General features: G+C 62.1%; 32 protein-coding genes and 1 tRNA gene. 20 read left to right on the top strand and 13 right to left on the bottom strand.

The window, feature by feature from the left end; translation table 11 throughout:
• Positions 1-26 precede the first annotated feature (26 nt).
• The 3 genes from cpaB to AB4Z15_RS20920 all read right to left on the bottom strand — a co-directional run bounded on the left by cpaB (position 27) and on the right by AB4Z15_RS20920 (position 1,944).
• Entirely contained in the window at positions 27-818 is a 792-nt protein-coding gene (gene cpaB, locus AB4Z15_RS20910; RefSeq protein ID WP_442018785.1) for a Flp pilus assembly protein CpaB, read from the bottom strand.
• Between the two features lie 83 nt (positions 819-901).
• Positions 902-1,174, bottom strand: a complete 273-nt coding sequence (locus AB4Z15_RS20915; protein ID WP_442018786.1) for an FmdB family zinc ribbon protein — start codon at positions 1,172-1,174, stop codon at positions 902-904.
• Positions 1,175-1,338: 164 nt separating this feature from the next.
• Positions 1,339-1,944, bottom strand: coding sequence for a 5-formyltetrahydrofolate cyclo-ligase (locus AB4Z15_RS20920; RefSeq protein WP_442018787.1), 606 nt, complete (start codon positions 1,942-1,944; stop codon positions 1,339-1,341).
• 112 nt (positions 1,945-2,056) lie between these two features.
• Between AB4Z15_RS20920 and galU the strand changes: the two genes are divergently transcribed.
• The 5 genes from galU to AB4Z15_RS20945 all read left to right on the top strand — a co-directional run bounded on the left by galU (position 2,057) and on the right by AB4Z15_RS20945 (position 5,596).
• Positions 2,057-2,989, top strand: coding sequence for a UTP--glucose-1-phosphate uridylyltransferase GalU (galU, locus tag AB4Z15_RS20925; RefSeq protein ID WP_442004119.1), 933 nt, complete (start codon positions 2,057-2,059; stop codon positions 2,987-2,989).
• Between the two features lie 5 nt (positions 2,990-2,994).
• On the top strand, positions 2,995-3,621 hold the full coding sequence (locus AB4Z15_RS20930) for a GNAT family N-acetyltransferase (protein WP_442018788.1): 627 nt from the start codon (positions 2,995-2,997) through the stop codon (positions 3,619-3,621).
• Between the two features lie 131 nt (positions 3,622-3,752).
• Positions 3,753-4,679 carry a hypothetical protein gene (locus AB4Z15_RS20935; protein ID WP_442018825.1) on the top strand — a complete coding sequence of 309 codons (927 nt, stop codon included), beginning with the start codon at positions 3,753-3,755 and terminating at the stop codon, positions 4,677-4,679.
• Positions 4,680-4,685: 6 nt separating this feature from the next.
• Entirely contained in the window at positions 4,686-5,486 is an 801-nt protein-coding gene (locus tag AB4Z15_RS20940) for an SDR family oxidoreductase (protein ID WP_442018789.1), read from the top strand.
• Positions 5,487-5,523: 37 nt separating this feature from the next.
• Positions 5,524-5,596: transfer RNA gene (locus AB4Z15_RS20945), tRNA-Ala, on the top strand.
• 62 nt (positions 5,597-5,658) lie between these two features.
• Here AB4Z15_RS20945 and AB4Z15_RS20950 read toward each other — a convergent pair.
• Entirely contained in the window at positions 5,659-5,862 is a 204-nt protein-coding gene (locus tag AB4Z15_RS20950; RefSeq protein ID WP_144648155.1) for a cold-shock protein, read from the bottom strand.
• 203 nt (positions 5,863-6,065) lie between these two features.
• On the opposite strand from AB4Z15_RS20950, the gene AB4Z15_RS20955 reads away from it, so the two are divergent.
• From AB4Z15_RS20955 to AB4Z15_RS20975, 5 genes are read left to right on the top strand one after another with little or no spacing between them, the layout of a single operon-like run.
• On the top strand, positions 6,066-6,410 hold the full coding sequence (locus tag AB4Z15_RS20955) for a zinc ribbon domain-containing protein YjdM (protein WP_442018790.1): 345 nt from the start codon (positions 6,066-6,068) through the stop codon (positions 6,408-6,410).
• A 15-nt stretch (positions 6,411-6,425) separates the two neighbouring features.
• Positions 6,426-6,929, top strand: coding sequence for a universal stress protein (locus tag AB4Z15_RS20960; protein ID WP_442018791.1), 504 nt, complete (start codon positions 6,426-6,428; stop codon positions 6,927-6,929).
• On the top strand, positions 6,919-7,347 hold the full coding sequence (locus AB4Z15_RS20965) for a fluoride efflux transporter FluC (protein WP_442018792.1): 429 nt from the start codon (positions 6,919-6,921) through the stop codon (positions 7,345-7,347). The genes AB4Z15_RS20960 and AB4Z15_RS20965 overlap by 11 nt, the downstream gene beginning before the upstream one ends.
• Positions 7,344-7,715, top strand: a complete 372-nt coding sequence (gene crcB / locus AB4Z15_RS20970; protein ID WP_442018826.1) for a fluoride efflux transporter CrcB — start codon at positions 7,344-7,346, stop codon at positions 7,713-7,715. The genes AB4Z15_RS20965 and crcB overlap by 4 nt, the downstream gene beginning before the upstream one ends.
• 45 nt (positions 7,716-7,760) lie before the next feature.
• On the top strand, positions 7,761-8,291 hold the full coding sequence (locus AB4Z15_RS20975) for a ferritin (RefSeq protein WP_442018793.1): 531 nt from the start codon (positions 7,761-7,763) through the stop codon (positions 8,289-8,291).
• Positions 8,292-8,371: 80 nt separating this feature from the next.
• Here AB4Z15_RS20975 and zapE read toward each other — a convergent pair whose 3' ends face one another.
• From zapE to AB4Z15_RS20995, 4 genes are read right to left on the bottom strand one after another with little or no spacing between them, the layout of a single operon-like run.
• A complete protein-coding gene (gene zapE / locus AB4Z15_RS20980; protein ID WP_442018794.1) occupies positions 8,372-9,541 on the bottom strand; it encodes a cell division protein ZapE in 1,170 nt (389 codons plus the stop codon).
• Entirely contained in the window at positions 9,538-10,533 is a 996-nt protein-coding gene (gene corA / locus AB4Z15_RS20985; protein ID WP_442018795.1) for a magnesium/cobalt transporter CorA, read from the bottom strand. Before corA ends, zapE begins: the two co-directional genes overlap by 4 nt.
• Positions 10,534-10,542: 9 nt before the next feature.
• Positions 10,543-10,968 (bottom strand): DUF1761 domain-containing protein, encoded by a 426-nt coding sequence (locus AB4Z15_RS20990; protein ID WP_431115863.1) that lies wholly within the window; start codon positions 10,966-10,968, stop codon positions 10,543-10,545.
• Positions 10,969-11,015: 47 nt separating this feature from the next.
• The gene (locus AB4Z15_RS20995) at positions 11,016-11,486 is read right to left on the bottom strand and encodes an Lrp/AsnC family transcriptional regulator (RefSeq protein WP_396133431.1); all 471 of its coding nucleotides are present in this window, start codon (positions 11,484-11,486) and stop codon (positions 11,016-11,018) included.
• 186 nt (positions 11,487-11,672) lie between these two features.
• Between AB4Z15_RS20995 and AB4Z15_RS21000 the strand changes: the two genes are divergently transcribed.
• Positions 11,673-12,908, top strand: a complete 1,236-nt coding sequence (locus tag AB4Z15_RS21000) for an MFS transporter (protein ID WP_442018796.1) — start codon at positions 11,673-11,675, stop codon at positions 12,906-12,908.
• Positions 12,909-12,914: 6 nt separating this feature from the next.
• Here the strand turns inward: AB4Z15_RS21000 and AB4Z15_RS21005 are convergent, their stop codons facing one another.
• The 3 genes from AB4Z15_RS21005 to AB4Z15_RS21015 form a co-directional block, all read right to left on the bottom strand.
• Positions 12,915-13,421 (bottom strand): Lrp/AsnC family transcriptional regulator, encoded by a 507-nt coding sequence (locus AB4Z15_RS21005; protein WP_442018797.1) that lies wholly within the window; start codon positions 13,419-13,421, stop codon positions 12,915-12,917.
• Positions 13,422-13,535: 114 nt separating this feature from the next.
• Positions 13,536-14,198, bottom strand: a complete 663-nt coding sequence (locus AB4Z15_RS21010) for a TMEM175 family protein (RefSeq protein ID WP_442018798.1) — start codon at positions 14,196-14,198, stop codon at positions 13,536-13,538.
• Complete coding sequence (locus AB4Z15_RS21015) at positions 14,195-15,457, bottom strand: MFS transporter (RefSeq protein ID WP_442018799.1); 1,263 nt, start codon at positions 15,455-15,457, stop codon at positions 14,195-14,197. The genes AB4Z15_RS21010 and AB4Z15_RS21015 overlap by 4 nt, the downstream gene beginning before the upstream one ends.
• A gap of 108 nt (positions 15,458-15,565) precedes the next feature.
• Here AB4Z15_RS21015 and AB4Z15_RS21020 point away from each other — a divergent pair, with 108 nt between their 5' ends.
• Positions 15,566-16,540, top strand: a complete 975-nt coding sequence (locus AB4Z15_RS21020) for a LysR substrate-binding domain-containing protein (protein WP_442018827.1) — start codon at positions 15,566-15,568, stop codon at positions 16,538-16,540.
• Here the strand turns inward: AB4Z15_RS21020 and AB4Z15_RS21025 are convergent.
• Positions 16,515-17,543, bottom strand: coding sequence for a nitronate monooxygenase (locus AB4Z15_RS21025; protein ID WP_442018800.1), 1,029 nt, complete (start codon positions 17,541-17,543; stop codon positions 16,515-16,517). The two genes, AB4Z15_RS21020 and AB4Z15_RS21025, sit on opposite strands and share 26 nt — an antisense overlap.
• A 40-nt stretch (positions 17,544-17,583) precedes the next feature.
• Between AB4Z15_RS21025 and AB4Z15_RS21030 the strand changes: the two genes are divergently transcribed.
• A complete protein-coding gene (locus tag AB4Z15_RS21030) occupies positions 17,584-18,519 on the top strand; it encodes an N-acetylglucosamine kinase (protein WP_442018801.1) in 936 nt (311 codons plus the stop codon).
• Positions 18,520-18,551: 32 nt separating this feature from the next.
• Here the strand turns inward: AB4Z15_RS21030 and AB4Z15_RS21035 are convergent, their stop codons facing one another.
• The gene (locus AB4Z15_RS21035) at positions 18,552-19,574 is read right to left on the bottom strand and encodes a pirin family protein (protein WP_442018802.1); all 1,023 of its coding nucleotides are present in this window, start codon (positions 19,572-19,574) and stop codon (positions 18,552-18,554) included.
• Positions 19,575-19,624: 50 nt separating this feature from the next.
• On the opposite strand from AB4Z15_RS21035, the gene AB4Z15_RS21040 reads away from it, so the two are divergent.
• From AB4Z15_RS21040 to AB4Z15_RS21070, 7 genes are all read left to right on the top strand, one after another.
• A complete protein-coding gene (locus AB4Z15_RS21040) occupies positions 19,625-21,421 on the top strand; it encodes a glycoside hydrolase family 35 protein (protein ID WP_442018803.1) in 1,797 nt (598 codons plus the stop codon).
• Between the two features lie 48 nt (positions 21,422-21,469).
• Positions 21,470-21,922 carry an NUDIX hydrolase gene (locus tag AB4Z15_RS21045; RefSeq protein WP_442018804.1) on the top strand — a complete coding sequence of 151 codons (453 nt, stop codon included), beginning with the start codon at positions 21,470-21,472 and terminating at the stop codon, positions 21,920-21,922.
• Between the two features lie 222 nt (positions 21,923-22,144).
• Positions 22,145-23,332 carry a ribosome small subunit-dependent GTPase A gene (gene rsgA, locus AB4Z15_RS21050; protein WP_442018805.1) on the top strand — a complete coding sequence of 396 codons (1,188 nt, stop codon included), beginning with the start codon at positions 22,145-22,147 and terminating at the stop codon, positions 23,330-23,332.
• A gap of 97 nt (positions 23,333-23,429) precedes the next feature.
• On the top strand, positions 23,430-24,524 hold the full coding sequence (locus tag AB4Z15_RS21055; protein ID WP_442018828.1) for an ABC transporter ATP-binding protein: 1,095 nt from the start codon (positions 23,430-23,432) through the stop codon (positions 24,522-24,524).
• On the top strand, positions 24,524-25,267 hold the full coding sequence (locus tag AB4Z15_RS21060; RefSeq protein ID WP_442018806.1) for an ABC transporter permease: 744 nt from the start codon (positions 24,524-24,526) through the stop codon (positions 25,265-25,267). The genes AB4Z15_RS21055 and AB4Z15_RS21060 overlap by 1 nt, the downstream gene beginning before the upstream one ends.
• Entirely contained in the window at positions 25,264-26,010 is a 747-nt protein-coding gene (locus tag AB4Z15_RS21065) for an ABC transporter permease (RefSeq protein WP_442018807.1), read from the top strand. Before AB4Z15_RS21060 ends, AB4Z15_RS21065 begins: the two co-directional genes overlap by 4 nt.
• Positions 26,007-26,966: an ABC transporter substrate-binding protein gene (locus AB4Z15_RS21070; protein ID WP_442018808.1), complete on the top strand. Its 960-nt coding sequence runs from the start codon at positions 26,007-26,009 to the stop codon at positions 26,964-26,966. The genes AB4Z15_RS21065 and AB4Z15_RS21070 overlap by 4 nt, the downstream gene beginning before the upstream one ends.
• Positions 26,967-26,979: the final 13 nt, after the last annotated feature.

Consider the following 26,979-nt stretch of genomic DNA (forward strand, 5'->3'; position numbering starts at 1 on the left):
CCAAAACCCCAGCGATTGACCAAAACCTAGGGATTGACCAAAACGAAGAAAAGCTTGCCTTGCGTGGATGCGCCGGCAAGCTTTTCTGCTTGCCGGGGATCTGCAGCTACCACCATCAAGCCGTCGGTGTCGCTGGTGCCAAGCCATTGGCCAGGTTTACCCCCTTGGGCAGACGTCCAAAGAACAGGGACGGAGGCGGCCAGGACTTCGGTTTGCCGGGACTCGTCGTATGATCCTGCAGCAGTGAGTACTACATTCACCAGCTGTCCCGGGGACAGAAGCTGGATGGATGAAGGGTCAGCCATGCGAAGAGGGACCGCAGCTGAACCTACAGGTGCACCAGTGAGAAGACCCGGCCCCAGAAGATTGGATTCAGTGGGAATCTGCCCTTTGGTCAAGGGCGAGGCAAGCTGGCGCCCCACCAGCGAAACGTGATCCTCCAGGGCTCCGGAAATCGCGAGGTCGGGCGGCACCCCAACAGTGGTGAAGTCGGCCACTGTGAGGCTGGTGCCTGCGGCAAGATCATGGGCAGCGACGAGAATGCTGACGCGCTGCTCAGAGGCAGGGGTTAGCTGTTGGACTGTAATGCCCGTGGCCAGGCAGAGCAACAGTGCAACTGTCAGCCGACGATTCCGGGAGACCCAGAAGTTCAGGCTCTGCCTGAGGCCCAGCCTCACTTGGCGATGTGGCCCCTGCTTCCGCGGGAGGAACGAGCCAGCCGTGCTGGTTGGCTGGTTTCGGGAGCGACCACGGCCCCGGGCAGGGGCAGTTGAATGTTCGCGGCGGGGGAGTGGCGAAGTGGTGGACTTTAGTGGCATGAGGCCACGTTAGCCACCGGGCTCGGCCGCCCAACAGCGCCCGGGTGCCCTATGTGGAAAAGTGCTGGTGTGGAAAAGTGCTGCTAGCTTGCTGCGGCCGCAGCCGCTGGTGCAGGCGTGGCAGCCGGGGTCGGAGTCGCCGGGGAGGAGGGCGCAGCGGAGACGGTGCTGCCCTTGGCATCGCGCGAATCCGTGCGGTAGAAGCCCGAGCCCTTGAAGACAACGCCGACGCTGTTGAACTTCTTGCGGAGCGCGCCCTGGCATTCAGGGCACTCCGTCAGGGAGCTGTCAGAGAAGGACTGGACGATGTCAAAGGCATGGTCACAGTCTTTGCAGGCGTATGCGTATGTGGGCACTGAGTTCCTCCTTCAGGACAAGGTTCAGGTCCTGTGGAGCCGTGGCGGAGAATCTCCGCATTAGCAGTCGCAGGGCCTGAGTGCCAATTCTATCATCAGCATCCCGCTCATTCGCTATCTGCCAACTCCACGTAGGTGCACGGCTTCACGTAGCGTCAACGAGGTCACTCTCCGGCGCCAAGCGTGATGATTCCCGAGGGCGTCAATGCATCCGGCACGGGACGGTCAAAAGGCTCGGCGGGGATAGCTCCGGAAGGCAATACATCGTCGTCGTACACCACTGCAATGGTGGGCGGCCGCCCACCGGAACTGTCCAGCCGTTGGAGGAGGCGGTCGTAGTAGCCGCCGCCCTGTCCGATGCGGTTGCCATCCCGGTCCACAGCGGTGGCCGGCATGAAGATGCCCGCAACAGCGCTCACAACAGCACTGTCCAAACGCTCGCCTTCGGGTTCGTCGATGGGTGCGTAGTCGGACCGGACGAAAGCTGTCTCCGGCGTCCAGTAGACCCAGCTCAACTGGCGGCCAGCTTCGCAGACGGGAAGCAGCACCTGGTGGCCGGCGTTGTGGAGGCCTGCGATCAGGGGCATGGTTGGGGGTTCGTGGGAGACGCCGACGTAGATCGCGAAGGTCCTGGGGGATCCGGCCGAGATTTTCTCGGCCCAGGCCAAGCCGTGCCGGGCAATTGATTCGCCGGCTTGGGCTAGTTGCTCGGTGGTGAGGCCACGCCTGTAGAGGCGTCGGCTGCTGCGGATGTCTTCCTTCGATGCCATTTTTGTCCGATCATGAGATTCGCGCGGGCTACCGTCGTCTACGTAAAGCAGCAAATCCGCTCCAGTTCAAGGGCTGTTTCTGCGTCTTGCCACGGCGAGGGTTTACCCGTTGATGTATTCCTTCCGTTACATTAGTCCGGTGACTCTCGATAACAATGCTGTCCGTAAGGCCGTCATCCCCGCAGCGGGTCTTGGTACCAGGTTCCTCCCCGCCACAAAGGCGATGCCGAAGGAAATGCTGCCCGTGGTTGACAAGCCAGCCATCCAGTACGTCGTCGAAGAAGCGGTGAAGGTTGGCCTGCACGACGTCCTGATGATCACCGGGCGCAGCAAGCGCGCCCTGGAAGATCACTTTGACCGTGTGCCGGCGTTGGAAGCAACGCTGGCAGCGAAGGGCGATACTGCCAAGCTGGAAGCCATCCAGTCCGCCACCAACCTGGGCGACATCCACTACGTCCGCCAGGGCGACCCCAACGGCCTCGGCCACGCGGTCCTGCGCGCAAAGCAGCACGTCGGGTACGAGCCCTTCGCCGTTCTGCTGGGCGATGACCTGATCGATCCCCGCGAGGACCTGCTCAGCGAAATGATCGCTGTCCAGCAAAAAACCGGTGGATCCGTTGTTGCCCTCATTGAAGTTGAGCCTTCGAAGATCAGCGCCTACGGTTGCGCCGACGTCGAGGAAAACGGTGAAGACGGCTACGTCCGCATCAAGCAGCTGGTGGAAAAGCCGTCCCCCGAAGAAGCTCCATCCAACCTCGCGGTGATCGGTCGCTACGTTCTGCACCCGGCAGTGTTCGACGTCCTGGAGAACACTGCTCCCGGACGCGGCGGAGAAATCCAGCTGACGGATGCCCTTGAGGTTCTGGCTGCCGGGGAAGGTGAAGGCTACGGCGTTTATGGCGTTGTCTTCCGTGGGCGCCGCTATGACACCGGTGACAAGTTGAGCTACCTGAAGGCCTGCATCGAGTTGGCATGCGAACGCGATGACCTGGGCCCCGAGCTCCGCGAGTGGCTGCCCACCTTCACTGCCGGTCTTCCCAAATAACACCGGTGTACGGCTCTGCGATCTGGCCGGTAACGCTGGAAAGCGGAGCCTTGGTGCTCCGGCCCATCCGTTACCGCGACAAGCGGGAGTGGTCTGAAGTCCGTTCGCGGAACAGTGAATGGCTTGCACCTTGGGAGGCGTCCAATCCTGCGCCGGGTGGGCGCCTGCCCAGTTACCGTCAAATGGTGGCATCCCTGAATGCCCAAGCCCGGCAGTCCACGGCTTTGCCCTTCCTCATCACGGAGCGGACCGAGGGGTTCCGTGAGCCGCAGATTGTGGGGCAATTGACGGTCTCATCCATCGTGTGGGGTTCGGCGATGATGGCTACCCTTGGCTACTGGGTTGATAAGGAACGCGCCGGACACGGTATTGCTCCCACTGCAGTTGCGATGGCTACGGACCACTGCTTCCGGACCCTTGGCCTGCACAGGATGGAAATCAATATCCGGCCGGAAAACGCGCCCAGTCTCCGGGTGGTGGAAAAGCTCGGATTCCGGGACGAGGGCTACCGGCTGAGGTATCTGCACATCAATGGCGAGTGGGCGGATCATCGCTCTTTCGCGCTCACCTCGGAAGAAGTTCCGCAGGGACTCCTTGACGCGTGGCTCAGAGGAAGAACAGGCAGGTCATAGGCCCTTTTGAGCCGTATCTCCATTCATTTGCGGACTCGCCGACGACACACCGACCGCAATGCCGCCGCCCCTGATGATTTGCTTCTACGGTTTTGAATGTGGACTTCCCTCTCAGCAGCTCAGTGATACTTGTGATCACTGTCGCGCTTTGGATGGTATGGGTCGCTCCTTACGTTCTTCGGAACAGACGGCAGCAGGTCCAGGCGGCCACTGTTTCAGCAGAGGCATTTGACGACGAACCAGACGAAACGCAGGCAGGGGTGGTACTGACTTTGGCACCCCGGCAGGAGAAACCGATGGAGACCATGCACAGCAAAGCACCGGCGTCGCCCCAGGAATCCAGCGTGGCTGAGTCGTCGGCCAGGAAGCCGCCCGCAACTCCCTTTACGATTCGTTATGCCCGGCTCACTTTGGCCCTGGCAGGTCTGGCCTTATTGTTGACTGCCATTGTTTCGGGCGTACTGCGGCTGTTCGGCACCGGTAATGTCTGGCTGCCGTTGGTGTCGTTCGTGGGTTCGGTACTTGCCGTAGTGACTTTGCGGCGACTCGCCCTCCGGGATCTCCGTGAACGCCGTGCGCGGCGGGCTGCACCAGTGGTGCCCATCCAAACCCCGGCACGGTACTTGCCAAAGGAAGCGCCTGTCGAAGCCAAGGAAACCCCGGTTTTCGATGCTGAGGCCGGAAAGCTGGAAGCCGCACGCCTTTCGGCCGTGGAACTACGCCAGGCTGCCTTGGCTGTTGCCTTAGCGGCCGGAGACAAGTCTGCTGGTGACAAGTCCGCCGGTGACAGGTCCACTGAAGCGGCCGCTGGTTCCGAGGATGCCAGCTGGGAACCGGTTGAGGTTCCCAAGCCCACCTACGTTGGTGCCGCGAAGGCGCCGCGCCCCGCTCCGGAGCCTTTGGATCTTCCTGACGCTCCCAAGCCTGTGGGCAAGCCGGTGCTGAAGCAAAGTGTTGAGCAGGCGGAGGCCGCAGCAGCTGCGCAGGTGCGCACTGCATCCAAGGGGCAGAGTGCCTTGAGCAACCTGGACGATGTCCTGCAGCGTCGCCGCGCCTAGCCCGGCATGACCACGCTCTGTGTTGCGGGTGGCACCGGACAGGCAGGCCGTGAAGTTGTTCGCCAGGCGCTCGACGCCGGGCACACAGTATCCGTCCTGAGTCGCCGCGTGCCGCCTCCCGGTTCGGCGAAGCATCACGACGCCGCCGCCTACTTTGCTGGCGACGTCACCACAGGCGATGGCCTGGCAGCTGCGCTGGCGGGTGCCGACGTCGTCATTGATTGCCGTGAGGGCCGGTTCGGGAAACCCCAAAAGGAATTTGCCGATGGCGGCGAGCGTCTTCTTGGCGTGGCTCACCAGGCAGGTGTTCGCAGGGCTGTGGCGTTGTCGATTATCAACTGCGACAAGAGCGCCCATTCCTACTATGTCTCCAAAGCGGCAAAGGAACGGGTCTACGCGAGGGCCGAACTGGAAACGGTGGTTATCAGAGCCACGCAATTCCACAGCCTGGTCGAAATGATCTTTAGTGCAGGTGCAAAGATACGGTTGATTCCGGTGTTCAAGGGAGTGCGGTTCCAGACGATCTCACCTAGGGAAGCCGCAGCTGCATTGCTCGAAGCTGCGCTGGAACCGCCTTCTCCAGAGCAGCACCGTGTCAGAACCGTTGGCGGCCCCGAGGTCCTGGCCATGAAGGACATGGCGGCTTCGTGGAAAGCCATTACTGGCGCACGAGGCAAGGTTCTGGAAGTCCCACTGCCGGGTGCCATGGGCGCCTACCTGCGCGCAGGACTCAACCTCATGCCCGAGCAAAGGTATGGCACTGAAACGTTCGTGTCGTGGTTGGAAAAGCGCCGGGAAACTTTGTAGCCTAGGGACACTGGCCTGGCCGTAGACGCCGTGCCCAGGGGCTATAGCTCAGTTGGTAGAGCGCTTCGTTCGCATCGAAGAGGTCAGGAGTTCGAATCTCCTTAGCTCCACGATTTCCGTTTACAACAAAACCGGCCAGGCACAACGTGCCTGGCCGGTTTCTTGTGGGAGTTTAGAGGGGTTGGATGTTCTCCGCCTGAGGTCCCTTGGGGCCTTGGGTGATGTCGAACTGGACCTTCTGGTTCTCGTCCAAGGAACGGTATCCGCTGGAGGTAATTGCGGAATAGTGGGCGAATACATCCGGGCCACCGTCGTCCGGGGCAATAAATCCGAAGCCCTTTTCAGCGTTGAACCATTTTACTGTGCCTGTAGCCATGCTTGTTTTTCCTTCACGGGTCGCTGGTCGGTACCGCTTGTCGGATCACCGTCCCCGCCACTCACATTATTGAGCCTATGTGTCGATCCGACATGGGGCAACAGATTCGGCGGCGCGCCTTCGTAATGTGGTTGTGACGGAGGCACGCGATCGGGCTGTGGTTGAAGAGCCGGCGGCAGTGGATGGCCCTCTAGAATTACCCTGTGACCGACTCCCTGCCTCCGTGCCCCGAATGCTCCAGTGAATACACCTACCAGATGGGCGTGCTGCTCGTTTGCCCTGAGTGCGCCCACGAATGGTCACCCACCGCCGAGAGTGAAGTGCAGGCGCACGTCATCAAAGACGCGGTGGGCAATATTCTGAGCGACGGCGACACCGTCACGGTGGTCAAGGACCTCAAAGTCAAGGGCAGCGCCACGGCCATCAAGGTGGGCACCAAAGTGCGGAATATCCGCCTCGTCGACGGGGTGGGGGATCACGATATTGACTGCAAAGTGGACGGATTCGGCCCCATGCAGCTCAAGTCCAGCGTCGTAAAGAAAGTCTGACAGGAGGACTTCACCATGACCGGGATCCCAGCACCCAAAGGCCTCGCCGGCCCCATCCTGGTAGGTGTCATGCCCGGGCAGCGGCCCGTCGTCGTCGAGCGCGCCGCTGAGGTGGCGCTGAGCGCCGGGCTCCCACTGGTGTGCGCGTTCGTCGACGTGACGGCCTATCCCGTGGACGGCACCACGGGCGGTCCGTCGGCCCCGATTGATCCCGACGGCGTGGATGACGATGTCGAGAGCGCCCCGGAATCCGTACGGACAGCAATTGCCACCCAGTTGGCCGAAGCTGATCTGAACTGGTCCATCGTTTCCCTGGCAGGGGAGCCGGCACGGGCGTTGGCCCGTGAGGCAGAAGATATCGGGGCGTCCATGATTGTGGTGGGCTCCAGGGACCGCAAGCTCGGTTCAGCCATCAAAGAACTGACGGCGGGCTCCATTGCCCGGCAGCTCTTCCACCGCCAAGACCGTCCTGTGCTCGTTGTACCCGTTGAGCCACGGGTACCGGTGGATGATGACTGAGATCAGGCGTCCGGTCCATCTTCACTGGGGGTTCATTGGAATGGTGGCCGTAGGCGGCGTCCTGGGGGCGCTCGCCCGCTACGGCCTCGGACTCTTGATTCCCGCGCCAGGGTCCTGGCCGTTGCCCACCCTCCTCATCAACCTTTCCGGCGCCTTGGCGCTCGGCGCTTTGCTGGAGGGGCTGGCGAGGAGGGGGCCCGACGTCGGACGTCGCCGGATGCTGCGCCTCGCCTTGGGTACGGGCTTTCTGGGTGCCTACACCACCTACAGCACGCTCGCATTGGATGCGGTTCACCTGTTTACCGCAGGAGACACGACTGGTGGTACAAGTTATCTGGGTGTGAGCCTGCTGGGTGGGGCGGTGGCAACCACAACCGGAATCTGGCTCGCTGCATGGCACCACCGGCGGGCGACATGACCGTCCTCATGTTGGCCCTGGCGGGGGGACTGGGTGCGGCTGTTAGATTCACCGTGGACGGGCTCATGCGGGCACGCGTACGCGCTGCCCTGCCATGGGCCACCATCGTCATCAATGTTTCCGGTTCGTTGCTCCTCGGGTTCCTGGCTGGCCTGGTGATGGAAGGGCAGGCCCCCGAATCCCTTCAACTTATCCTCGGCACTGGTTTCCTGGGTGGCTACACCACCTTCAGCACGGCAAGCCTGGAGACCATCCGGCTGGTGCAGAGCGGGCGGATGGGGCTGGCGCTTGTCAACGGCTTGGGTTCCATGGCTGTCAGCGTCGGGGCTGCCGCTGCCGGTGTTTGGTTCGCTGTGCTGCTGGCTTAACAGGTCGCTGCCTGGCTGTCTTAGCCCGGCTGTAGGATCGGTGCCATGGCTAACAAGACATTCAATGAGCTGTTGTCCGTTCAGGTCGCCAATGAGTTCGCGGCCTCCCAGCAATACATTGCAGTAGCCGTGTATTTTGACGGTCAGGACTTGCCGCAACTTGCCCGGCATTTTTACCGCCAGTCCCTCGAGGAGCGGAACCACGCCATGATGATGGTCCAGTACATGCTGGACCGTAACGTACCCGTCGAGATTCCCGGCATCGCCCCGGTTCGCAACAACTTCGCCAACGCCAAGGAACCCATCGCTTTGGCGCTTGAGCAGGAAAGGGAAGTCACGCGCAACATTGAGGAGATGTTCCGCGCCGCCCGCGCAGAGGGCGACGCCCTGGGCGAACAGTTCATGCTGTGGTTCCTGAAGGAACAGGTTGAGGAAGTTGCCTCCATGACCACGCTTCTAAACATCACAGAGCGGGCGGAAAACCTCTTCGACATCGAGAATTACGTTGCCCGTGAGAGCGTTGGCGATGCTGGGCGTGATTCAAGTGCGCCGTCTGCTGCCGGTGGCGTGATCTAGCGGCAAAAAATCCAAAGGGCCAACACCGTCCCGAGGTCGAAATTCCCAGGCCGAAAACAGGTCCCGAGGCCGCCCGAAGCTCAGCTTCCGGCGGCCTCTTCGATTGCCGGGGCATCGTCGTGGTCGGACCTGCCCAACAGGGACAGGCGGCTGGCTATCCGGGCCAGATCCACGGGCAGGACATTGCCGGCGGGTTCTGCATCCCACTCCAGGGGTCCCCTGCCGATCAGGAACAAGGTGATGTCCTGGTCGTAAAGCACATCCACCGCGTTGCTGAACCGCTGCCATGCGGGTGCGGAAGCAGGGTCTCCCACGGCAGGGGAGGGAACGTCGTCGATGACCCACGTCTTGAAACTGTGCGCCAAGGCCAGGAAGTCCGCTGTGGATGTCAGCCCCGCGCACAATTCCGGAAACCCCACCCAGAGCAGGTCCGGGTCTGCGTTCTTGACCACGATCGGTTGCGTTGTTGGGGTCAGCACACGGCTTTGGGACGCGGATGGACGGAAGAGCCCCAACCGCCCTAGTTGTTTGGGCGTGCCCGGCGTGATGATCCGGCCAGAGCTGAAGGCCTTGGGCGCGTCGCCGGGTTCTGTACCTGCTGCAGGAAACCGCCGGAAATCGGCGGGGCCGTTGATCTCCACAATCTCCATCATCTCTTTGATGGCTTCGATGGTGGGCACAAAATGGTCGTGCCACAGGGGATTGGGCAGTAAATCGTCCGGGGCGTAGTTGGACGTCACCACCAAGGGAATCCTGCGCTGCGCCGCGGATCGCAGTAATCGCGCGATAAACATTCCATCCCCAACGTCATGGACATGGAATTCGTCGAAGAACAGGACATCGATGTCCGCCAGGAGCGCATCCACCGAATGCTGTATCGCGGTTCCATCCGCGGAAACGGAACGGTGCGTTCCGGCGTGGAGCCTGCGGAAGAAATCATGAAAGTGGACGCGACGTTTCCGGGCCCGGAGCCTGTCGTGGAAACTGTCCATCAGCCACGTTTTGCCGCGACCCACAGGTCCGTGAAGGTAGATGCTTCGTGGCGTCCTCTGCTGTAGCGTACGACGACGGCCCGTTACCGCTGCACCGAAGGCTGCCAACCGCTGCGCTGCTTCATGCTGGCTGGACTCAAGCTGGAAACCTGACCGTCCGGCGTCGTGCGAGATGCCCTCCAAGAGCGCCAGGACGGTTTCCCCGTTGCCTTGCCCTCGTTGGGTACGGTTTCCTGGTTGCGGGAATAGCGGCGTCACAGCCAGCCTTTCCGCTTGAAAATGAGATACATGAGCAGTGCTGCTCCGACCATGAGCCCGATGGCCATTGGATAGCCGAAGTCCCAGTGCAGCTCCGGCATGTGGTCAAAGTTCATGCCATAAACGCCCGCCACGAACGAGGGAGCGAACAGAATGGCAGCCCACGAGGAAATCTTCTTGACCTGCTCGTTCTGCGCAGCGCTCGCCTCGTTCTGGCGGTTGGCTGTCAGGGTGCCGTCAAGGGTCAGGGCGTTCTGCAGGAGATCCCTGAAGGAGTTCACCCTGGAGATAACGCGCTGGACGTGGTCCTCTACGTCGCGGAGGGAGCGCTGGAGTTCGATGTCCACGCCGTACTTTTCGAAGCCCTTCTCCAGCAGGACCATGATGTCCGGAAGAGGCTGGATGGCCCGCTGGAATTGAATGACTTCACGGGCAAGTTCATAGATCCGTCGAGAAACCGCGGTGTCGCCGCTGAAGAGCTGGTCCTCAATTTCGTCGATGTCGTTCTCAAGTCCGGCCACCACAGGCGCGTAATCGTCCACCACCTGGTCCAGGAGGGCATACAGCACCGCTTCGGGTCCATGCCGCAAAAGGTCTGGGCGCTGCTCCAAACGGTGCCGGACGCGAGCGACTCCGCCGGTCTCGGCATGGCGGATGGTCACCACGAAATTGGGACCAGTGAAGATGTGCAGCTCGCCAAACTCCACCGTCTCCGAAGCATCCAGATAGCGGGCGGGCCGCAGGACCGTGAAGAGGTTGTTGTCGTAACGCTCCAGCTTTGGCCGCTGGTGCGCTGAAACAGCGTCCTCCACAGCGAGTTCGTGAAGGCCGAATTCGTGGGCGACGGCGGCCATCTCGTCCCGGGTGGGCCTGTATAGCCCGATCCACGCCATGCCACCTTGCTCCGAGAGAGTCTCGAAAGTCTGCTCAAGGTTACGTGGGGTGGCTGTGCGTACGCCCTCTACATAGACGGCGTTATCAATGATGGTCACGAGTGAACGCTACTGCATGGCACCGATGATGGCGCCGGCAATGGTCATGGCGAGGATGTCGTGCCCCGCATCAATAACGGTCACCTCAGAGGGACGCCCCGCGAAACCATTGTGGATGACATGTCCTCCGGCACGGAACACCAAAGCCAGGATCAAGGCGAAGAGTCCGCCGGCAAGGAAAGTGTTGAGCTCCAGGGCACTGATCAGGATGGCCAGCAGAATGCTGGTGAGCGCCGCGGCAAGCATCATGGGAATCCAGATGCCCGCGCCACCATCGATGTTCTTAAGGTCCTCTTCGGTTTTGCCGATCGCTTGCATCCACCGGCGCCCCAGGACGGCTGGCATGTACCAAACGAACCCGATCACCATGCTTGAAATGAAAGCCAGGAGGACAGCGAGCCAGTTGATCTGCAATATGTGTGAGAGCCAATCCATGGTCAAAAGCCTAATCGGGTGAGACGCCTGGAACCGCGTTCAAACGCTCATGCTGACCGCGTGTTGGTGGAACCGGCCAGCCTTTCCATCAAAGGCTCCGTGCGGTAGGGGATATGCGTGTGTAGGGCCAGGACAGTTTCTGTTCGGATGACGCCTTTGGTACGAAGGACGGATCTCAGCGCAGATTGCAGGTTGTGCGTGTCCGTGGCCACCACGCGGCACCACAGATCTCCGCGGCCTGAGATTTCGTGGACTTCCAGCACCTGTGGAATCAGCCGCAAGGCGCCGATGACGCCGTCGAGTTCGCGGTGCGTTACTTCAATGGTGATGAAAGCGACGACGTCGTACCCCACCTTTTCAAGGTCCACTTCGCGGCCTGCTGCCTGAAGGACCCCGGACCGGAGCAGCCGTTTAAGGCGGCTCTGCGCGGTATTGCGGGCAATGCCGAGGGAATCGCTGAGCTCGGCGATCTGGATGCGGGGGTCCTTGATGAGTTCCAGCAGGATCTTCAAGTCCATGGGGTCCAAGGTATTCAAATGGTCACTCCGGCTTACTTTGACGACACTACTTTGAGTATTGTGCTCAATTTTCCCACGTTCCTGCTGCGTTGAGCGCAGTACTGCGGCAATCTGTTGCTACCGAAACCTGGCTGTGCCCTCCATCCCACAAGGAACCCCGCGCAGCCCCGAATCAAAGGCACGGAAATGACTGTCTTGAGCGAACTCCGCATGCGTCCGGCCAAAGCCGGCGTCTGGAGTTGGGATGCCACCACCACTGCAAGGCTGGTCCTGGCCGGCATAGTGATGTTCACGCTGCTTGTGGGCGCAAACCTTGCCACACCTCTCTATCCTTTGCTGCAGGCCAGCCTGGGTATGTCCTCCTTGGACGTCACGATGGCCTTTGCCAGCTACGTGCTGGCGCTTGTTGTGGCTCTCATCGTGGCGGGGCACTGGTCCGATCACATTGGCAGGCGGGCGGCACTGGTGCTTGCCGTCGTCATGGGTTTGGTGGGCGGCATCATCTTCGCGAATGCGGACAGTCTTGGCATGTTGTCCCTCGGCAGGGCCTTCCAAGGCGTGGCAGTAGGGCTGGCTACTGGGGCCAGTTCCGCAGCCCTGCGTGAACTGTTGCCCCAGCGGCCTGACTGGGCTTCGCGCTTCACGTTGCTCTCCTCGGCTGGTGGCGTGGCTGCCGGACCCGCCATCGGTGGTCTCCTGTCGCTGCTTCCGGACCCTACGCGGACGCCCTATTACATCCATTCCGGGGTGCTGCTTGCCACGCTTATTCCACTGTGGCTACTCAAGGCAAGGCCCGCGATTGCGCCCGCTGCAGGAAAGCCGGCGTTCAAGGTTCTCGCTCCACGAAAACCCGCCATTTCCAGTCACGCCCGCAGTGCCTTTTGGATGGCATCGGCAGTGGGCTTCCTGAGCTTCGCAGTCTTTGGGTTCTGCCTGTCGCTGGCTCCCGGATATTTCGCAACGGTGGTGCATGCTGATTCCAGACCCCTTATCGGGCTGCTGGCTGGGGTGACCTTGGGTGCTTCGGCGCTCAGCCAGCTGGTAGGAGTACGCGGACGCTACCTGGTCCCCGTTGCCCTGGCGGTGTTGGGCATCTCGATAGTCCTGGTGGGAGCTGCCGCAGCTTGGTCAAGTCCGTTGTTGCTGGTTGCAGCCAGCGCCACTGCGGGTGCAGGGCAGGGCATCGCCTTCCGTCAGGTGTTCAACGACGTTGCCGGGAAGGTCGAGGCAGCCCGGCATGCGCAGGTCATCAGCACGGTATACGTCATCACCTATTTGGGGAGCGCAGTTCCGGTGATTGGTTTGGGAATGGCGGTCTCGGTATTTGGCTTGCAGACCGCCGTCGTTGGTTTTACCGTGCTGTGTGGGGTTGCAGCGCTGGCACTTGCCGCGGCGTCACTCCGGGGTGCCAGGCGCGCCTGAGAGTCGCTACTCGGGGAGCGGACCGCGATTGCCGGGGATGTGCTGGAAGACCATTGTGGTCTCCGTGTGGCCAACCACCGGATCAGTCGCGAGGTTATCCAGCAGCCAGTTGCGGAGGTCGTCGGTGTTGGCGACTGCAATATGCAGAAGATAGTCCACGGAACCTGTGGTGTGGAACGTGGAGATCACTGCGGGCAGCTTAGGGACGCGTGCAGTGAAGCGATCGATCTGGTCCCGATCGTGGGCGCGGAGACGGACAGCAATGAGCGCCTGCACCGAGCGGCCAATTGCCGGCAGGCTGAGGACAGCCTCAAAGCCTTCGATGATCCCGCGTTCGGACAGGGCCCTTGTGCGCATCAGCGCAGTGGAGGGAGCGATTCCCACGAGTTCTGCCAACTGTTTGTTGGAGATGCGGGCGTCCTCCACCAGGGCGGCAAGGATCCGTTCATCTATGGCGTCCAGCGGCTCGGCGCTGCCTGACGTTGGCCGAACATTCTTCGCGGGGTTGCTCACGGATCCTCCTGAAATTGCCTTTCATTCATCATAATCACTGAAATCCTGACTAACCATTCGTTCCAGATGGTACTTCCCGAATATTTGTCCGTGATGGCGCGGGTACTACGTGGATTATTTTGGGGTTGGGTCCAAGGGCTGTCGCTCGCTGTTCTTGAGGCTCCGACGCCGGGCGAGCCGTTGGAGTGGCTCACTGAGCACCATGAGGAGCAATGGCAGGTTTCCCAAGTCTGGAACTATGAGAGCAAGGATCAGCGCGGCGAGAAAGAGCGCCGCCACGATGGTCCCGGCCTGGATCCCGGACCTCGTGGCCGCCTCGTCCAGGTCATGCAAGTGCGGGTGCGAGCGAAGATAGACGCGGGCCAGCAGCAGCAGGAAACTCGTAGCGAAAAGCGTGCCTATGTAGACAAGCGGCTGCGCCCAATCTGCATGCATTTGCGTTGACAGTGCAGTTGCCACCGGCATCCACACGATGGTGAACATCCAGGCGATAGTCAGCCACAAGAGTACTGAGTCCACAAGACGGACGTTGCGGAAGAGCCGGTGATGGTGAACCCAAAAAACAGAGATGAGGACGAAGCTCAGGACGAATCCCAGGAGGGGATATCGCTCCTCGGCGAACCACTGGGCTGTGGTGCCGTGATGATCAGCCAGTTCACCAACGCTCTCCATGAGGGGGAGGATCAGCAGCGTCAAAGCGATCGCCACCACGGCGTCGGTAAATGCCTGCAGCCGCTCCGGCGAGGACAGCTCCCGGGAACTTGTGACCTCTGTCATGCCTCCGATTGTAGGGGTTCCGGTGTCGAAACCGCCCTGGTTTGCGCCTGTGGTGAGCGATGTACGACGGCGGTGACTACCGCCGTCGTGACGGCAAGGGCCATGACGCTCCACGCCAAAGCCGGCCACCCGAACGCCTGGAAAGCCAGGCCTCCCGCCCAGCCGATGACACTGGACCCCAGATAGTAGGAGAGGTTATAGAGTGATGCCGCTTGGGCGCGGCCTGTTGTGGCGATGGCGCCGGTCCAACCGGAACCCACGCTGTGGGCCGCGAAAAAGCCGCCAGTAAACACCACGAGGCCGATCAACGTTGCCACGAGGTTCTCTGCCAACGTGAGGGCGAGTCCGGCAATCATCATGAGACTCCCAAAGAGCAGGACATTGCGCCGCCCAAAGCGCGTCGTGAGTCCGGCCGCCCACCGGGAGCTCACGGTACCTGACAGATAGGCCAGGAAAATGAGGCTCACCAGCGTGGTGGGAAGTCCGAATGGTTCATCGTGGAGCCGGAATCCGAGGTAGTTATAGACCGCGACAAATCCGCCCATGAGCAGGAATGCCTGAAGGTAAAGGGAGAACAGCTTGGGATTCGTGGAATGGCCTCGCAGTGTGCGCAAGGCTCCGCGGAATCCCTTCGGCGGTACGGGCATGAAGCGTCGCTGTTTGGGTACCAGCACCAGGAACAGGACCGCGGAGACGGTGGCCAGCAGGGACACTGCCAGCGCAGCTGTCCGCCACCCCCACAGTTCTCCCACTGGACCCGCGACCAAGCGTCCGGCAAGTCCGCCGAGCGTGGTTCCAGCAACGTAGCTTCCGGCCGCCAGTGCGGTGTGGATCTTGGTGACTTCTTCGTTGAGGTACGCGATGGCTATGGCTGGGATTCCGCCCAGGGCCATGCCTTCAAGAGCGCGCAGTCCGAGGACCAGTGGAACGGTCGGTGCCAGTGGAACAACCAGCCCCAGCACTGTTGCTGCTCCGATGCCCATGGCCATTGAACGAACCCGGCCGATCCTGTCTGCCACAAATGACCACGGCAGGACGCTGACGGCAAGTCCCACGGTGGCCAGGGAGATACTCAGTGCGGCTTCTGCTGCCGAGATGCGGAGGTCGGCTGCCATGAGTGGCAGGACCGCCTGGGTTGAGTACAGCTGGGCGAACGTAGCCACGCCGGCCAAGGCCAATGCGGCAAGCACGCGTCGGTAGCCACGGGAACCCTTGGCATGCCCGTCCCATGGTGTAACGCTCACAGCTGTTTTAGTCACTGGCCCAGACTAGGCTTCCTGGACTGTGCGTTCCAATGCATGATTCGCTTATGATTCATGCAGGAATGCATGACTTTCGTACTGATGCTGGAGCGGAACGGCAGGCGCATGGAACCGGATCACCAACAGCTTGTGCAACTCCTGCCGCTCCTACCCGTCCTGGCAGAATTGGGCCGGACGGAGCATATGACGGAAACGGCTGAGCTCCTCGGCGTTCCCCAGTCCACGGTGAGCCGTGCAGTGACCAGGGCAAGCGCGATTGTGGGGATGGATCTTCTTGTTCGTGATGGGCGTGGCATCCGCCTGACTCCAGCGGCAAGAACATTGCTGCCCTATATCGAAGCGGCGCTGGAAGACTTCCAAGCCGGATTGGATAGGGTTCGCCACGAGTCGGACGTGGTCAGGGGACGGATCCGGGTCTCGTTCCAGCACACGTTTGGGGAAGCGACGCTGCCCCTGCTCATCAGCGCGTACCGCGGCCGCCATCCGCATACGGTCTTCGAGCTCCGGCAGGGTCCGCGTGACGACTGCCTGGACGAACTGGCCAGGGGCGATACAGATTTCGCGCTCACTGCACCGATCGCCCCGGACGGCAGGGGCATCCACTCCCTGCCTCTCTACAGGGAGCCGCTGCGCGTAGTGCTGCATTATCGGCACCCACTCGCGAGCCGCTCAAGCGTGCACCTCTCCGAGCTGCGCCACGAGCCCTATGTGACGCTGCCCGCCGGCGTCGGCCTCCGGGCTCTGGGTGAAGCGTTGTTGCGCGAAGCAGGTTTCCGTCCGCGGACCGCCTTTGAAGTCCAGGAATCCCACACTGTCCGTGGGCTGGTCGCGGCCGGACTTGGCTTCAGCATCCTGCCTCCCGCCGGGCCGGGCTCCGGAACTGGCCAATTCCTGCCGGGGGCCGAGTTGGGACTTGTTGAAGTTGCCATCGAATCCGAGCTTGCCTTCCGGCAGATCGGCATGGCTTGGCGGGAGCGCACCTTCGAACCCGACGCCGTCAGGCTCTTCCGTGAGCTGGTGGTCAGGGAGGGCGAAGCGTTGCTGGCCGAGCTTGTCAGAGCACGTTCAGGAAACTCCTGACGACATCCTCCGCAGATCCTTCCTTTGCTGATCGCCAACCGGTGCCCGCCCACAGATTGAGGCGCTCAGGATCACCGGCCGCCGATGCTGCTGCCCGGATCGGCGCCGTCAGATGATGGATTGCCGGATAACCCTCCGGTGCGTTGGGGTGGTCGCGGACGAACTCGTTGACCAGAGAGCGGGCGAAGCGCCCCGTAAAGGCCCGGGTCCTGGCCGTCTCGGTATAGCGCGGACCGCCGAGGGCGTCTTTATGCGCTTGCCGGGCTCCGCTTTCCTCCGTGCGTATCAGCGCCGTACCAACTTGCGCGGCTGCCGCACCAGCGGCGAGGACTTCGCGAAGCGCTGAACCGTCGCTGATCGCGCCGGCTGCAATCAAGGGAAGGTCGACGGCGGTACGCACCTGGGCGATGAGACCCGCCGTCGTGGTGCTTTCTCCTGGGCCGGCGGCGAGGAACGCCGCCGTGTGTGCTCCTGCGGAACTATGCTGCACCGCAAGGGCATCCGGGCCTTCCTCCGCGGCGGCAAGGGCCTCGGCAACACTCGTGACACTGGTGATGACAGCAGATCCGGCCTTCTGCAGGGCCTTGACCACAGAGCGTCCCGGCAGCCCAAAGGCGAAGCTGACGAACTCCACAGGACCCGCGATCAACGCGTCGATTTTGTCCTGCCAGGCGTCGTCGTCATCAAATCGGAGGGCCGGGACTGCCACGCCGTAGCGGGCCGCCTCTGCTTCAAGTTCCGTCCGGTAGGCCTCCATCCTCGCGCGAGCCGCCGGGGACGGGGAGAGTTGAGCCATATCCGGTACAAAAACGTTCATTCCGAATCGGATGCCCATTGCACGCGCAGCTGCGATCTCGGCCGTCATGGCCTCGGGGCTTTTATAGCCGGCGGCGAGAAAACCCAAACCGCCACCGGCTTGAACTGCCTGCACCAGGGCGGCAGTGGACGTTCCACCAGCCATGGGCGCTGCAATGAAAGGCGTATCAAACAGGGAATGCGACATTGCGGTTTCTCCTCGGGGCGCTCCAAGCTAGTCTTTCACGGTGAACAATCTTGACTCTGCCATGCATTCCCACGCGTCCCCGGAGGCACTCACCGGTACCGTGATAGGGCTGGATATCGGCGGCACGAAAACGCGGGGTGTGAGGTTCGAAGACGGCGTTCCCGTCCTGGACGAAAGTGCCGGAAGCTCCAATGTGCAGAACGTAAGCCGCGAAGAGGCCATGGCAAATCTCGCCGAGCTTTTCGGAAAGATCGGCGGCGGTGACATTGACGAGGTTTACGCGGGTGCCGGAGGAATTGATACCGATGAGGACGCGCAAGCGCTCGCCGACCTTATCTCTCCGCATGTCCCCGGGGCACGCATCACGGTGGTTCACGATTCCCGGCTGCTCCTGGCCGCGGGAGGAGCGAGCACAGGCGTCGCCGTGATTGCAGGAACCGGTTCTGCCGCCTGGGGTAGGAACGCGGCGGGCGAGGAAGCCCGGGCCGGAGGCTGGGGTTATCTTCTGGGCGACGAAGGGAGCGGTTACTGGCTGGGCCGCGAAGCGGTGCGCCACAGCTTGCGGCGGATGAACCAGGGACTTGAGCCGGACACCCTGAGCCGTGCCTTGCTGGATTCCTGTGGAGTGGAAGAGCCAGGCAAACTGATCGCCTTGTTCCACTCCCCGGAAACCGGTCGCCGTTATTGGGCACAACAAGCGCGGCTCGTCGTCGAAGCTGCGGATGCCGGTGATGAAACCAGCGCCCGATTGGTGGACCAAGCGGGTAGGGACTTGGCTGACCTGGCTGAACAGGCCGTTCGACAACTCGGCTTGGATGGTCCCGTAATCCTAGGCAGCGGACTGGGCATGAACGTCCGCCGCCTGCAGGAATCATTCAAGGCGCGGCTGGCCGAGCGGGGCATCGTCGATGTCCGGATTCTCCAGCAGGACCCAGTGTTCGGCGTCCCTATGCTTGTGGCCGAACAGCGGGCATAGCGGTTTGAACATCAGCCCCGTGTCCGAGGACCTCAGCCTCGGGTACGGGGACGCAGCTTAACGCCCGGAAGCGGCGGCGCAGGGATTCGTCCGGCTTCCGGCCCTGCGTCTGGACCATGGCCCTGGACCAACCCGAAGCGTGAAGTGGCGGCAGCGTCGTCGTCGAGCAGGCCTTCGGCTTCCCATTCCAAACGCGCTTTTTCCACTTCCTCATGGGTACGTCCCACGAAGTTCCACCACATCAAGATGTCTTCCCCGAACGGTTCGCCGCCCAAAAGCATGAAACGGGTCTCCGTTCGGGCCTCTACGATCAGGTTCTGCCTGCCGGCGCCGAGGTAGGCCAGGGGGCCTGGTTCGATGTCTTCGCCGTCGATGTTCAAGTGGCCGTCCAGCACCAACACGGCATGCTCAAACTCCGGAAGCAACGGAAGCTGGAGTGTACCTGCGCCGGTGATGTCAGCGCCGACGATGGGGCTGAACATTGTGGCCGGGGAGCGTTGACCGGCAAATTCGCCCACCATCACGGTTGCTGTGTAGCCCTCGCCAACAGCCACTGGAAGCTCGGTGTGTTGCTCGAAGGAGGGTTCGCGGTGCCGGTGTTCGTCAGGGAGTGCAACCCACAACTGGAGTCCCCGCGACATGGGAATCTCGTCATCCGCCCCGGCCAGCGTAGCTGCAGGCAGGACCGAGAATTCGGAATGAGAGATTCCATGGCCGGCGGTCATGATGTTCAGTTCACCCGGTTTGACTACCACACCGCTTCCCACGCTGTCGCGGTGCCGCACGGCCCCTTCCAGCGGCCATGTCACGGTTTGGAGGCCGCTGTGAGGGTGGGGGAGAACGCTCATTGCCACACGGTCCGGACCAAAACTGTCCAGGAAGCACCAGGCGCCAACGGTGGGCAAGCCGCGCTGGGGCAACGTGCGGAACACGTTCATGGCCCGGACTCCGCCCAGGGGAACTTCACGCTCAGGCCATAACTGCACGCACGGGCCTTGTCCTTCAGGGGCAGCGGGGCAGACTTGCTCCGCCGGGGAAGTATCAAGATTGGTCATGTATTCATCACCTGTGCATAAATGTTGGAAGTTGAGCTAATCTGTTCCGTGTGAACAACGCCGTTTTGAGCTACCACGACGCCGTCCTCTACCGTTCGGGTGAACCGTATCGCATCCTTGCCGGAGCCATCCACTACTTCCGCGTTCACCCTGATTTGTGGCAGGACCGGCTGCGTCGACTCAAGGCCATGGGCGCCAATACTGTGGACACCTACGTTGCCTGGAACTTCCACCAGCCTAAGCGCGAAGAGGCACCGGACTTTACAGGCTGGCGGGATATCGGCCGTTTCATAAACCTCGCCGCTGAGGAAGGTTTGGACGTGATTGTCCGGCCAGGCCCCTACATTTGCGCGGAATGGGACAACGGCGGCTTCCCGGCCTGGCTCACCGGAATCCCCGGCATTGGCCTGCGCTGCATGGATCCACAGTTTACGGCCGCGATCGAGGAGTGGTTCGATCACCTTCTCCCGCATATCGCATCCCGGCAGGCATCGGCGGGTGGTCCCGTGGTCGCCGTTCAGATTGAGAACGAATATGGCAGCTACGGCGACGACCACGATTACATTCGCTGGAACCGCCGTGCCCTGGAAGAGCGAGGGATCACTGAGATGCTCTTCACAGCCGACGGCGGAACCGACTACTTCCTCGACGGCGGCTCCGTGGATGGAACGTGGGCGACAGCCACATTGGGAAGCCGGGGCGATGAGGCAATTGAAACCTGGAAGAGGCGACGGCCCGACGAACCCTTCTTCAACGTCGAATTCTGGGGTGGCTGGTTTGACCACTGGGGCGAACACCACCATCGCCGCGATGCCAGTGACGCCGCTGCAGAAGCACGGAAGATGCTCGATGCTGGTGGATCGGTGTGCCTCTACATGGCACATGGCGGTACGAACTTCGGCCTGGGATCGGGCAGCAACCACGATGGCACCATGCTCCAGCCAACAGTCACCAGCTACGACTCCGATGCCCCCATTGCCGAGAACGGAGCACTAACGCCGAAATTCCACGCCTTCCGCAAGGAGTTCTACCGCGCCCAGGGCATCGAGGACCTTCCTGAACTACCCCTCGAGTTGCTCGCGGACGCCCCTGTCCTTCCAGTGCAGTCCCTGGCCCTGACAGAAGGCCGGGACCTGTTGGAGCTCGTCCGCGATTCGGGCAAGCCAGTAACCAGCGTCAAACCGCTCACTTTTGAACAGCTGGGGCTCGACGCCGGCATGGTCCTCTACGCAGCCCAAGCCACCCTCCCGGGACTCCCCGGAGCTCCAGCCAAGAGCCGCCTCAAAATCACAGGGTTGAATGACCGCGCCTACATCTGGGTGGATGGACAGTTTGCCGGGGTCCTGGACGATGTGAATGGGGCCGAAGGGTTGGCTGTCACGGGAACCGGCGTCCCGGCCCAGCTGGAGATCCTGGTGGAGAACCTCGGCCGCATCAATTACGGGCCCTTGACCGGACATTGCAAGGGCATCCTTGGCGGCGTCCTGATCAACCAGCGCTACACCTTCCATTGGACACAGACGCCCGTGGCCTTGGCTGAATGGGCGCCCGAAGACCTTCAAGGGCTGACGGGGACGGAGTTCGAAGTTAGGGAACCGGCAGATACGTATATTGCACTCCCTGATTCCGGAAAGGGATTCGTCTGGCTCAACGGCTTCTTGTTGGGTCGCTACTGGGACAAAGGGCCGCAGGTCACCCTGTACGCCCCTGCACCTCTGATCAACAGTGGCCTGAACAGCATCAAGGTGCTGGAGCTCGCCAAGCCCGGGACCGTCGTCGAGCTCCGCGACGGGCCGGACCTTGGCCCGGAAGAGGCGGGGCCGATAGCGGCGGCCGAATTGCCGTAGCGCCTTTGCCGACTGACTGACAACTGAGCTGCCAACTAAGCTGGCACCATGACCCTGGAGTTCGACACCCGCCCTGCTGCCTACGCCGTCATCATTCAGGAGGACCGGATTCTTCTGGCCTACTGGAAGCAGGACGGCAAGGAAGGCTGGACGCTGCCGGGCGGGGGACTGGACCTTGCGGAGCATCCCGTGGACGGATGCCGCCGCGAGGTCTTTGAGGAAACCGGCTACGAGGCCCGGATTGATTTCATGCTGGGCATCGACGTCGGACACTGGCCCGCGGAAGCCCTGGGGGACGGTACGCTGCGGGACTTCCAGGCACTCCGGTTGGTCTACGAAGCTACGATCGTCGGTGGCGAGCTGACGCACGAGGTGGACGGCAGCACCACCCATGCGGCGTGGATTCCCCTGGAGGACATCTGCAAACTCAACCGGGTGTCCCTGGTGGACGTTGCGCTGCGGCTGCGCAATGAGCGGCCTGCTGACGGGAAGCTCAACTAGTAGCGACTTCAAAGACCTAGCCAAAGCCCACTGGCTTGGCTACGCTGTAGAACGTTGCCGGCCCACCAGCTGCCGGCCTGGATGCCGAGGAGGTGGAAATGATGATTGCCATAATCCTGCGCGCCCCGCACTCAAACGCGGCGCACCATCATCACACCACCATTCCTGTCCCGGCATCAGCCTGCCAAAACTAGGCGGCCGGGCCTCAGCAGAGGTTCCAACGTGAAAACTTACGCTTCTTCAAGCGACCCAAAAATCAGTTTCAGCAGCGCCGGCGACGGCAACCACCTGAAAGGCCCAACAGACTACGGCTATACCGAAAGCACCGCTGAACTCTTCCGCACCAACCCGGCTACGGGCGGCGACACAAGCGACAACACTCCGGGACGGGTAGTTCGTCTCGATAGGAATCGGGTGCTCGTGGCGTCCAACAGCGGCCTGCTCCATATGCCCTATCCAGGGCATGGCTTGGTTCCCGCCACCGGGGACTGGGTGTGGCTGGGGCACAACGGCGCAGGTGAGCCATCCGTCGTCGAGGTTCTTCCACGGCATTCGGCATTGAGTCGCAAGCGCGCCTTCGAGGCATCCTCCGAGGAACAAATCCTTGGCAGCAACATCGACATCGTGGCGGTAGTAGTGCCCGTGGACCGGCCTCTTACCCATAACCGGTTGGAGCGGACGCTCGTGGCCGCTTGGGATTCCGGGGCAACCCCGCTGGTCGTCATTACCAAAGCCGACCTCGCTGACCTGGCAGACGACGTCGTAGGCGAAGTCATTCTTCAAGCTGCCGGAGTAGAGGTGGTCACCACGTCCGCCGAGCAGGGCGACGGCCTCGAGGAGCTCAGGCAGCACATCCCGAAAGGGGCCACGCTGGTGCTGCTCGGCCCGTCGGGTGCCGGCAAATCAACGCTCATCAACGCCCTCGCCGGACAAGATCTCCAGGAAACTGGCGAGGTGCGCGCCGGTGACGGTAAGGGGCGGCACACCACCACCTCCCGGGAACTGGTGCCGCTCGAAGGCGGTGCCGTGCTCATGGACACTCCGGGTGTTCGCGGGTTCGGACTGTTCGACGCCGAGGACGGAATGGAAGAGATGTTCGGCGACCTTGAGGAGCTGTTCGCCAGCTGCCGATTCGCCGACTGCTCCCACCAAGCCGAGCCGGGGTGTGCCGTGCAGGAGGCGCTCGCCCATGGAAGCCTGGACCCGCGCCGCTGGGCAAGCTACCTCAAACTGCAACGCGAACTGGCGGCCCTGAACCGGAAACACGATGCCGCAGCCAGGCGTGCCTATCAGCGCGAATGGCATCAAAAGGTACTGTCCGCGGACAGGGGACAGCGCGCCGCGGAACGACACCGGCACGATCAGGCCGAGGAACGCGCAGCAAAGGGCGGCAAAGGACGCAAACGCTGAACATTGCCGATTCATTACGGAATACGTGGCGTCGCTGACATCGTCGGTGGTGCTGACTACGCTGGGTGAAGATCGTCCGCCGAAGATAGGCCCGGGTATGGCTGAAGCCATGATTGAGTTCCAGAGCGTGACCAAGCGATACCAAGGCGGCCAGCCGGCCGTCGACAACCTGACCATGTCCATCGACAAGGGAGCCATCACCGTCCTCGTCGGTCCCTCGGGCTGTGGCAAGACGACTTCCCTGCGCATGATCAACCGCATGGTGGAGCCGAGTTCGGGCACCATCACGGTGGCAGGCAAGGATGTCTCCACAGTGCCGGCAGCGCAGCTTCGCCGCTCCATGGGCTATGTCATGCAGTCCTCCGGGCTGCTCCCGCACCGGTCCGTTCTGGATAACATCGCCACGGTTCCGCGGCTCAACGGCGTCTCCAAAGCGGACGCGCGCAAACGTGCTGCAGAACTCCTCGACGTCGTTGGGCTGGCTTCGGTGCTCGGCAAGCGGTATCCCTCGCAACTGTCCGGCGGTCAACAGCAGCGCGTCGGCGTGGCGCGGGCGCTCGCAGCGGATCCACCGGTGCTTCTGATGGACGAGCCCTTCAGCGCCGTGGACCCGGTGGTTCGCGATGAACTCCAACAGGAACTGCTGCGCCTGCAGCGCGAGCTGGCGAAAACCATCGTTTTTGTCACGCATGACATTGACGAGGCCACGGTGCTGGGCGACAAAGTGGCGGTTTTTGCTGTTGGCGGCAAGCTGGCCCAGTATGCCGCCCCGGAAGAGATCCTCCGGGCACCGGCCAACGATTTCGTGGCCTCCTTCGTGGGCAGGGACCGTGGTTTCCGCCACCTTGCCTTCGACGTCGCAGATTCCGTCCGGCTCCACCCTGTAACCATGGTGGGACCAACCGAGGGGCAAAACGCCGGACGCCGGACGGGGGAGTGGGCGTTGGTGGTCGACGACGAATCACGCCCCCTCGGGTGGTCCTCACCTCGGGACGGTGCCGGGCTGGTCCCCGGTGGTTCTCTCTTCCACAAGGGAGACACTTTGCGCCGGGCGCTGGATTCGGCGTTGTCCTCGCCGTCGGGATTGGGCGTTGCAGTGGACGACGACGGCAGGGTGGCCGGTGTCTTGAAGGCGTCGGAAGTCCTTGCCCTGATTGAGGAAGTCCGCCGCCACAGGGAGGACGCCACCTGATGGAGTGGTTCCTGGCGAACATTGGCATGGTGTTCGGCTTGGCCGGCCAGCACCTTGTGCTCGCACTCATTCCGATGCTTCTTGGGCTGCTGATCTCAATTCCCTTGGCGCAGCTTGCCCGGCGCAACAGCACCTCGAGGTCTGTAGTGGCTACGGCTACCTCCTTGCTCTACACCATCCCGTCCCTGGCGCTCTTCATCATCCTGCCCACCATCCTGGGCACACGCATCCTCGATCCCCTCAACGTCGTGGTCGCATTGACGATCTATGCGGTGGCCTTGCTGGTTCGTGCTGCCATGGATGCGTTTGACTCGGTTGACGACGATCTCCGAAATGCTGCCGTAGCCATGGGATTCAAGCCCTCGGCCCGGTTCTTCCAGGTGGACCTCCCGCTGTCCCTGCCGGTTCTTTTTGCCGGGCTCCGCGTGGTCTCGGTCAGTAACATCTCGCTGGTCAGCGTTGCGGCCCTGCTGGGAGTCGGCAATCTTGGAATCCTGTTTACCGATGGCTTGCAGAGGACCTTCGTTACCGAAGTTGTGGTTGGCATCATCGCCATACTTGTCCTTGCCTTGATCATGGATGCAGTCCTGGTAGTGCTGGAGCGCCTCCTGACTCCGTGGACACGTGCGGCAGCTGGCGGACGGACCGACCGCAGGAACGGCACGGCTTTGCTCACTGAGCCGAAGGCCGGACCGTCCTTGCCCCATGCCCCAGTGCGGCCGGACCCGGGTGCATCGGCATGAGCAACGTTTTTACCGACACCATCGGCTGGCTGACGAACCCCATTCACTGGACGGGGAGCGGCGGCATTCCCACCCGGCTGGCCGAGCACCTGCAGTACAGCGGGCTGGTGCTCCTCATTGCTGCGGCTATTGCAGTGCCTGTGGGACTCTACATTGGCCACACAGGACGAGGCAGGGTGATTGCGGTGGCCCTCGCCGGTGCCCTGCGGGCCCTGCCCACCCTGGGTCTATTGGTCCTCTTTGCCTTGTTGGCGGGCAGCGGTTTGATGCCGCCGGTGTGGGCGCTGGTCATCCTCACGGTTCCACCGTTGCTTGCCGGGACGTACGCGGGTATCTCCAGCGTGGATGCCGCAGTGGTGGACGGGGCCCGTGCCATGGGCATGACGGAGCTTCAGATCCTGTTCCGCGTTGAGCTGCCCAACGGCCTCCAAGTGATGTTCGGTGGCATTCGGACGGCTGTTCTGCAAGTGATTGCCACAGTTTCGGTAGTCGCCTACTTGCCGCTGGGTGGCCTGGGACGGTATTTATTCGATGGGCTTGTCCTGCAGGACTTTCCGCGGATGCTTGGTGGATCGCTCCTGATCGCTGCCCTTGCCATTGCGGTGGACCTCGTTCTGGCCGCCTTACAGAGGCTGGTTCTCTCGCCCGGCCTCACCCTCGACTCAAGCGGACGCCATACGGCGGTCGACGATCTCACAGCCCCAGCTCCCGCCGCGGCTGCCGTTCAAGGAGGTACACCATGAAAAATCCCGTTCCCATGACCCTTACGCGCCGTGGACTCGGCGGCCTCGCGGCTGGCGTCGGTATGGCCCTCGCCTTGAGCGCGTGCGGCGGCAGCCCTTTGGCCACTCCATCCACTTCTGCTTCCGGCGGATCCAGCGGATCCAGCGGTCCGCTTGTTGTTGGATCGGCCGACTTTCCAGAGAGCCAGGTGATTGGCGAGATCTACGCGGGCGCGTTGAACGCGGCCGGTGTTACGGCCACTACCAAGCCGAACATCGGCTCGCGCGAGATCTACTTCAAGGCTGTCCAGGATGGGTCCGTGGACCTGGTCCCGGACTACTCCGGCAACCTGCTCTCCTTCGTGGATCCAGAGGCCACGGAGGTCTCGGCTGAGGACGTCTTCAAGGCGCTCCCTGGCAAGCTTCCGGACGGTTTGGCGGTACTGGACGCTTCCAAGGCAGAGGACAAGGACGCCATGGTGGTCACGAAGGCCACAGCCGAGAAGTATCAGTTGAAGTCCATCGAGGACCTGGCCAAGGTGTGCAAGGACTTCACCATGGCTGCCCCGGCCACGTTCGAGACCCGCTCGTACGGATTCCCGGGGTTGAAGAAGAATTACAACTGCGAGCTCAAGGGCCTGCAGCCATTCAGCGACGGCGGCGGTAACCTGACGCTCCAGGCGTTGCTGGAGGATAAGGTCCAGGTGGCTGACATCTACACCACCACACCCTCGATCGCCGACAACGACCTCGTGGTCCTGGAAGATCCCAAAAACAACTTCAAGGCCCAGCAAGTATTGCCGCTCTACAACAAGGCCAAAATGACGGACAAGGCCAAGGACGCACTCAACAACGTGTCCAAGATCCTGACCACCGATGATCTCGTGGACCTGAACCGCGCAGTCAGCGGCGACCAAAAGCAGAGCCCCAAGGATGCCGCAGCCGCATGGCTGAAAGACAAGGGCATCGTTAAGTAGCGATCGACGCAAA

The sequence above is a fragment of the Paenarthrobacter sp. 2TAF44 genome (assembly GCF_052114885.1).
Taxonomy (GTDB): Bacteria; Actinomycetota; Actinomycetes; order Actinomycetales; family Micrococcaceae; genus Arthrobacter.

What these genes read in the sequence shown, in the direction of transcription:
- cpaB (WP_442018785.1), bottom strand. Translation starts at nt 818, where the DNA reads ATGCCACTAAAGTCCACCACTTCGCCACTCCCCCGCCGCGAACATTCA.
- AB4Z15_RS20920 (WP_442018787.1), bottom strand. Translation starts at nt 1,944, where the DNA reads ATGGCATCGAAGGAAGACATCCGCAGCAGCCGACGCCTCTACAGGCGT.
- galU (WP_442004119.1), top strand. Translation starts at nt 2,057, where the DNA reads ATGTATTCCTTCCGTTACATTAGTCCGGTGACTCTCGATAACAATGCT.
- AB4Z15_RS20940 (WP_442018789.1), top strand. Translation starts at nt 4,686, where the DNA reads ATGACCACGCTCTGTGTTGCGGGTGGCACCGGACAGGCAGGCCGTGAA.
- AB4Z15_RS20950 (WP_144648155.1), bottom strand. Translation starts at nt 5,862, where the DNA reads ATGGCTACAGGCACAGTAAAATGGTTCAACGCTGAAAAGGGCTTCGGA.
- AB4Z15_RS20960 (WP_442018791.1), top strand. Translation starts at nt 6,426, where the DNA reads ATGACCGGGATCCCAGCACCCAAAGGCCTCGCCGGCCCCATCCTGGTA.
- AB4Z15_RS20965 (WP_442018792.1), top strand. Translation starts at nt 6,919, where the DNA reads ATGATGACTGAGATCAGGCGTCCGGTCCATCTTCACTGGGGGTTCATT.
- crcB (WP_442018826.1), top strand. Translation starts at nt 7,344, where the DNA reads ATGACCGTCCTCATGTTGGCCCTGGCGGGGGGACTGGGTGCGGCTGTT.
- AB4Z15_RS20975 (WP_442018793.1), top strand. Translation starts at nt 7,761, where the DNA reads ATGGCTAACAAGACATTCAATGAGCTGTTGTCCGTTCAGGTCGCCAAT.
- AB4Z15_RS20990 (WP_431115863.1), bottom strand. Translation starts at nt 10,968, where the DNA reads ATGGATTGGCTCTCACACATATTGCAGATCAACTGGCTCGCTGTCCTC.
- AB4Z15_RS20995 (WP_396133431.1), bottom strand. Translation starts at nt 11,486, where the DNA reads ATGGACTTGAAGATCCTGCTGGAACTCATCAAGGACCCCCGCATCCAG.
- AB4Z15_RS21000 (WP_442018796.1), top strand. Translation starts at nt 11,673, where the DNA reads ATGACTGTCTTGAGCGAACTCCGCATGCGTCCGGCCAAAGCCGGCGTC.
- AB4Z15_RS21010 (WP_442018798.1), bottom strand. Translation starts at nt 14,198, where the DNA reads ATGACAGAGGTCACAAGTTCCCGGGAGCTGTCCTCGCCGGAGCGGCTG.
- AB4Z15_RS21020 (WP_442018827.1), top strand. Translation starts at nt 15,566, where the DNA reads ATGGAACCGGATCACCAACAGCTTGTGCAACTCCTGCCGCTCCTACCC.
- AB4Z15_RS21025 (WP_442018800.1), bottom strand. Translation starts at nt 17,543, where the DNA reads ATGTCGCATTCCCTGTTTGATACGCCTTTCATTGCAGCGCCCATGGCT.
- AB4Z15_RS21035 (WP_442018802.1), bottom strand. Translation starts at nt 19,574, where the DNA reads ATGACCAATCTTGATACTTCCCCGGCGGAGCAAGTCTGCCCCGCTGCC.
- AB4Z15_RS21045 (WP_442018804.1), top strand. Translation starts at nt 21,470, where the DNA reads ATGACCCTGGAGTTCGACACCCGCCCTGCTGCCTACGCCGTCATCATT.
- AB4Z15_RS21055 (WP_442018828.1), top strand. Translation starts at nt 23,430, where the DNA reads ATGGCTGAAGCCATGATTGAGTTCCAGAGCGTGACCAAGCGATACCAA.
- AB4Z15_RS21060 (WP_442018806.1), top strand. Translation starts at nt 24,524, where the DNA reads ATGGAGTGGTTCCTGGCGAACATTGGCATGGTGTTCGGCTTGGCCGGC.
- AB4Z15_RS21065 (WP_442018807.1), top strand. Translation starts at nt 25,264, where the DNA reads ATGAGCAACGTTTTTACCGACACCATCGGCTGGCTGACGAACCCCATT.
- AB4Z15_RS21070 (WP_442018808.1), top strand. Translation starts at nt 26,007, where the DNA reads ATGAAAAATCCCGTTCCCATGACCCTTACGCGCCGTGGACTCGGCGGC.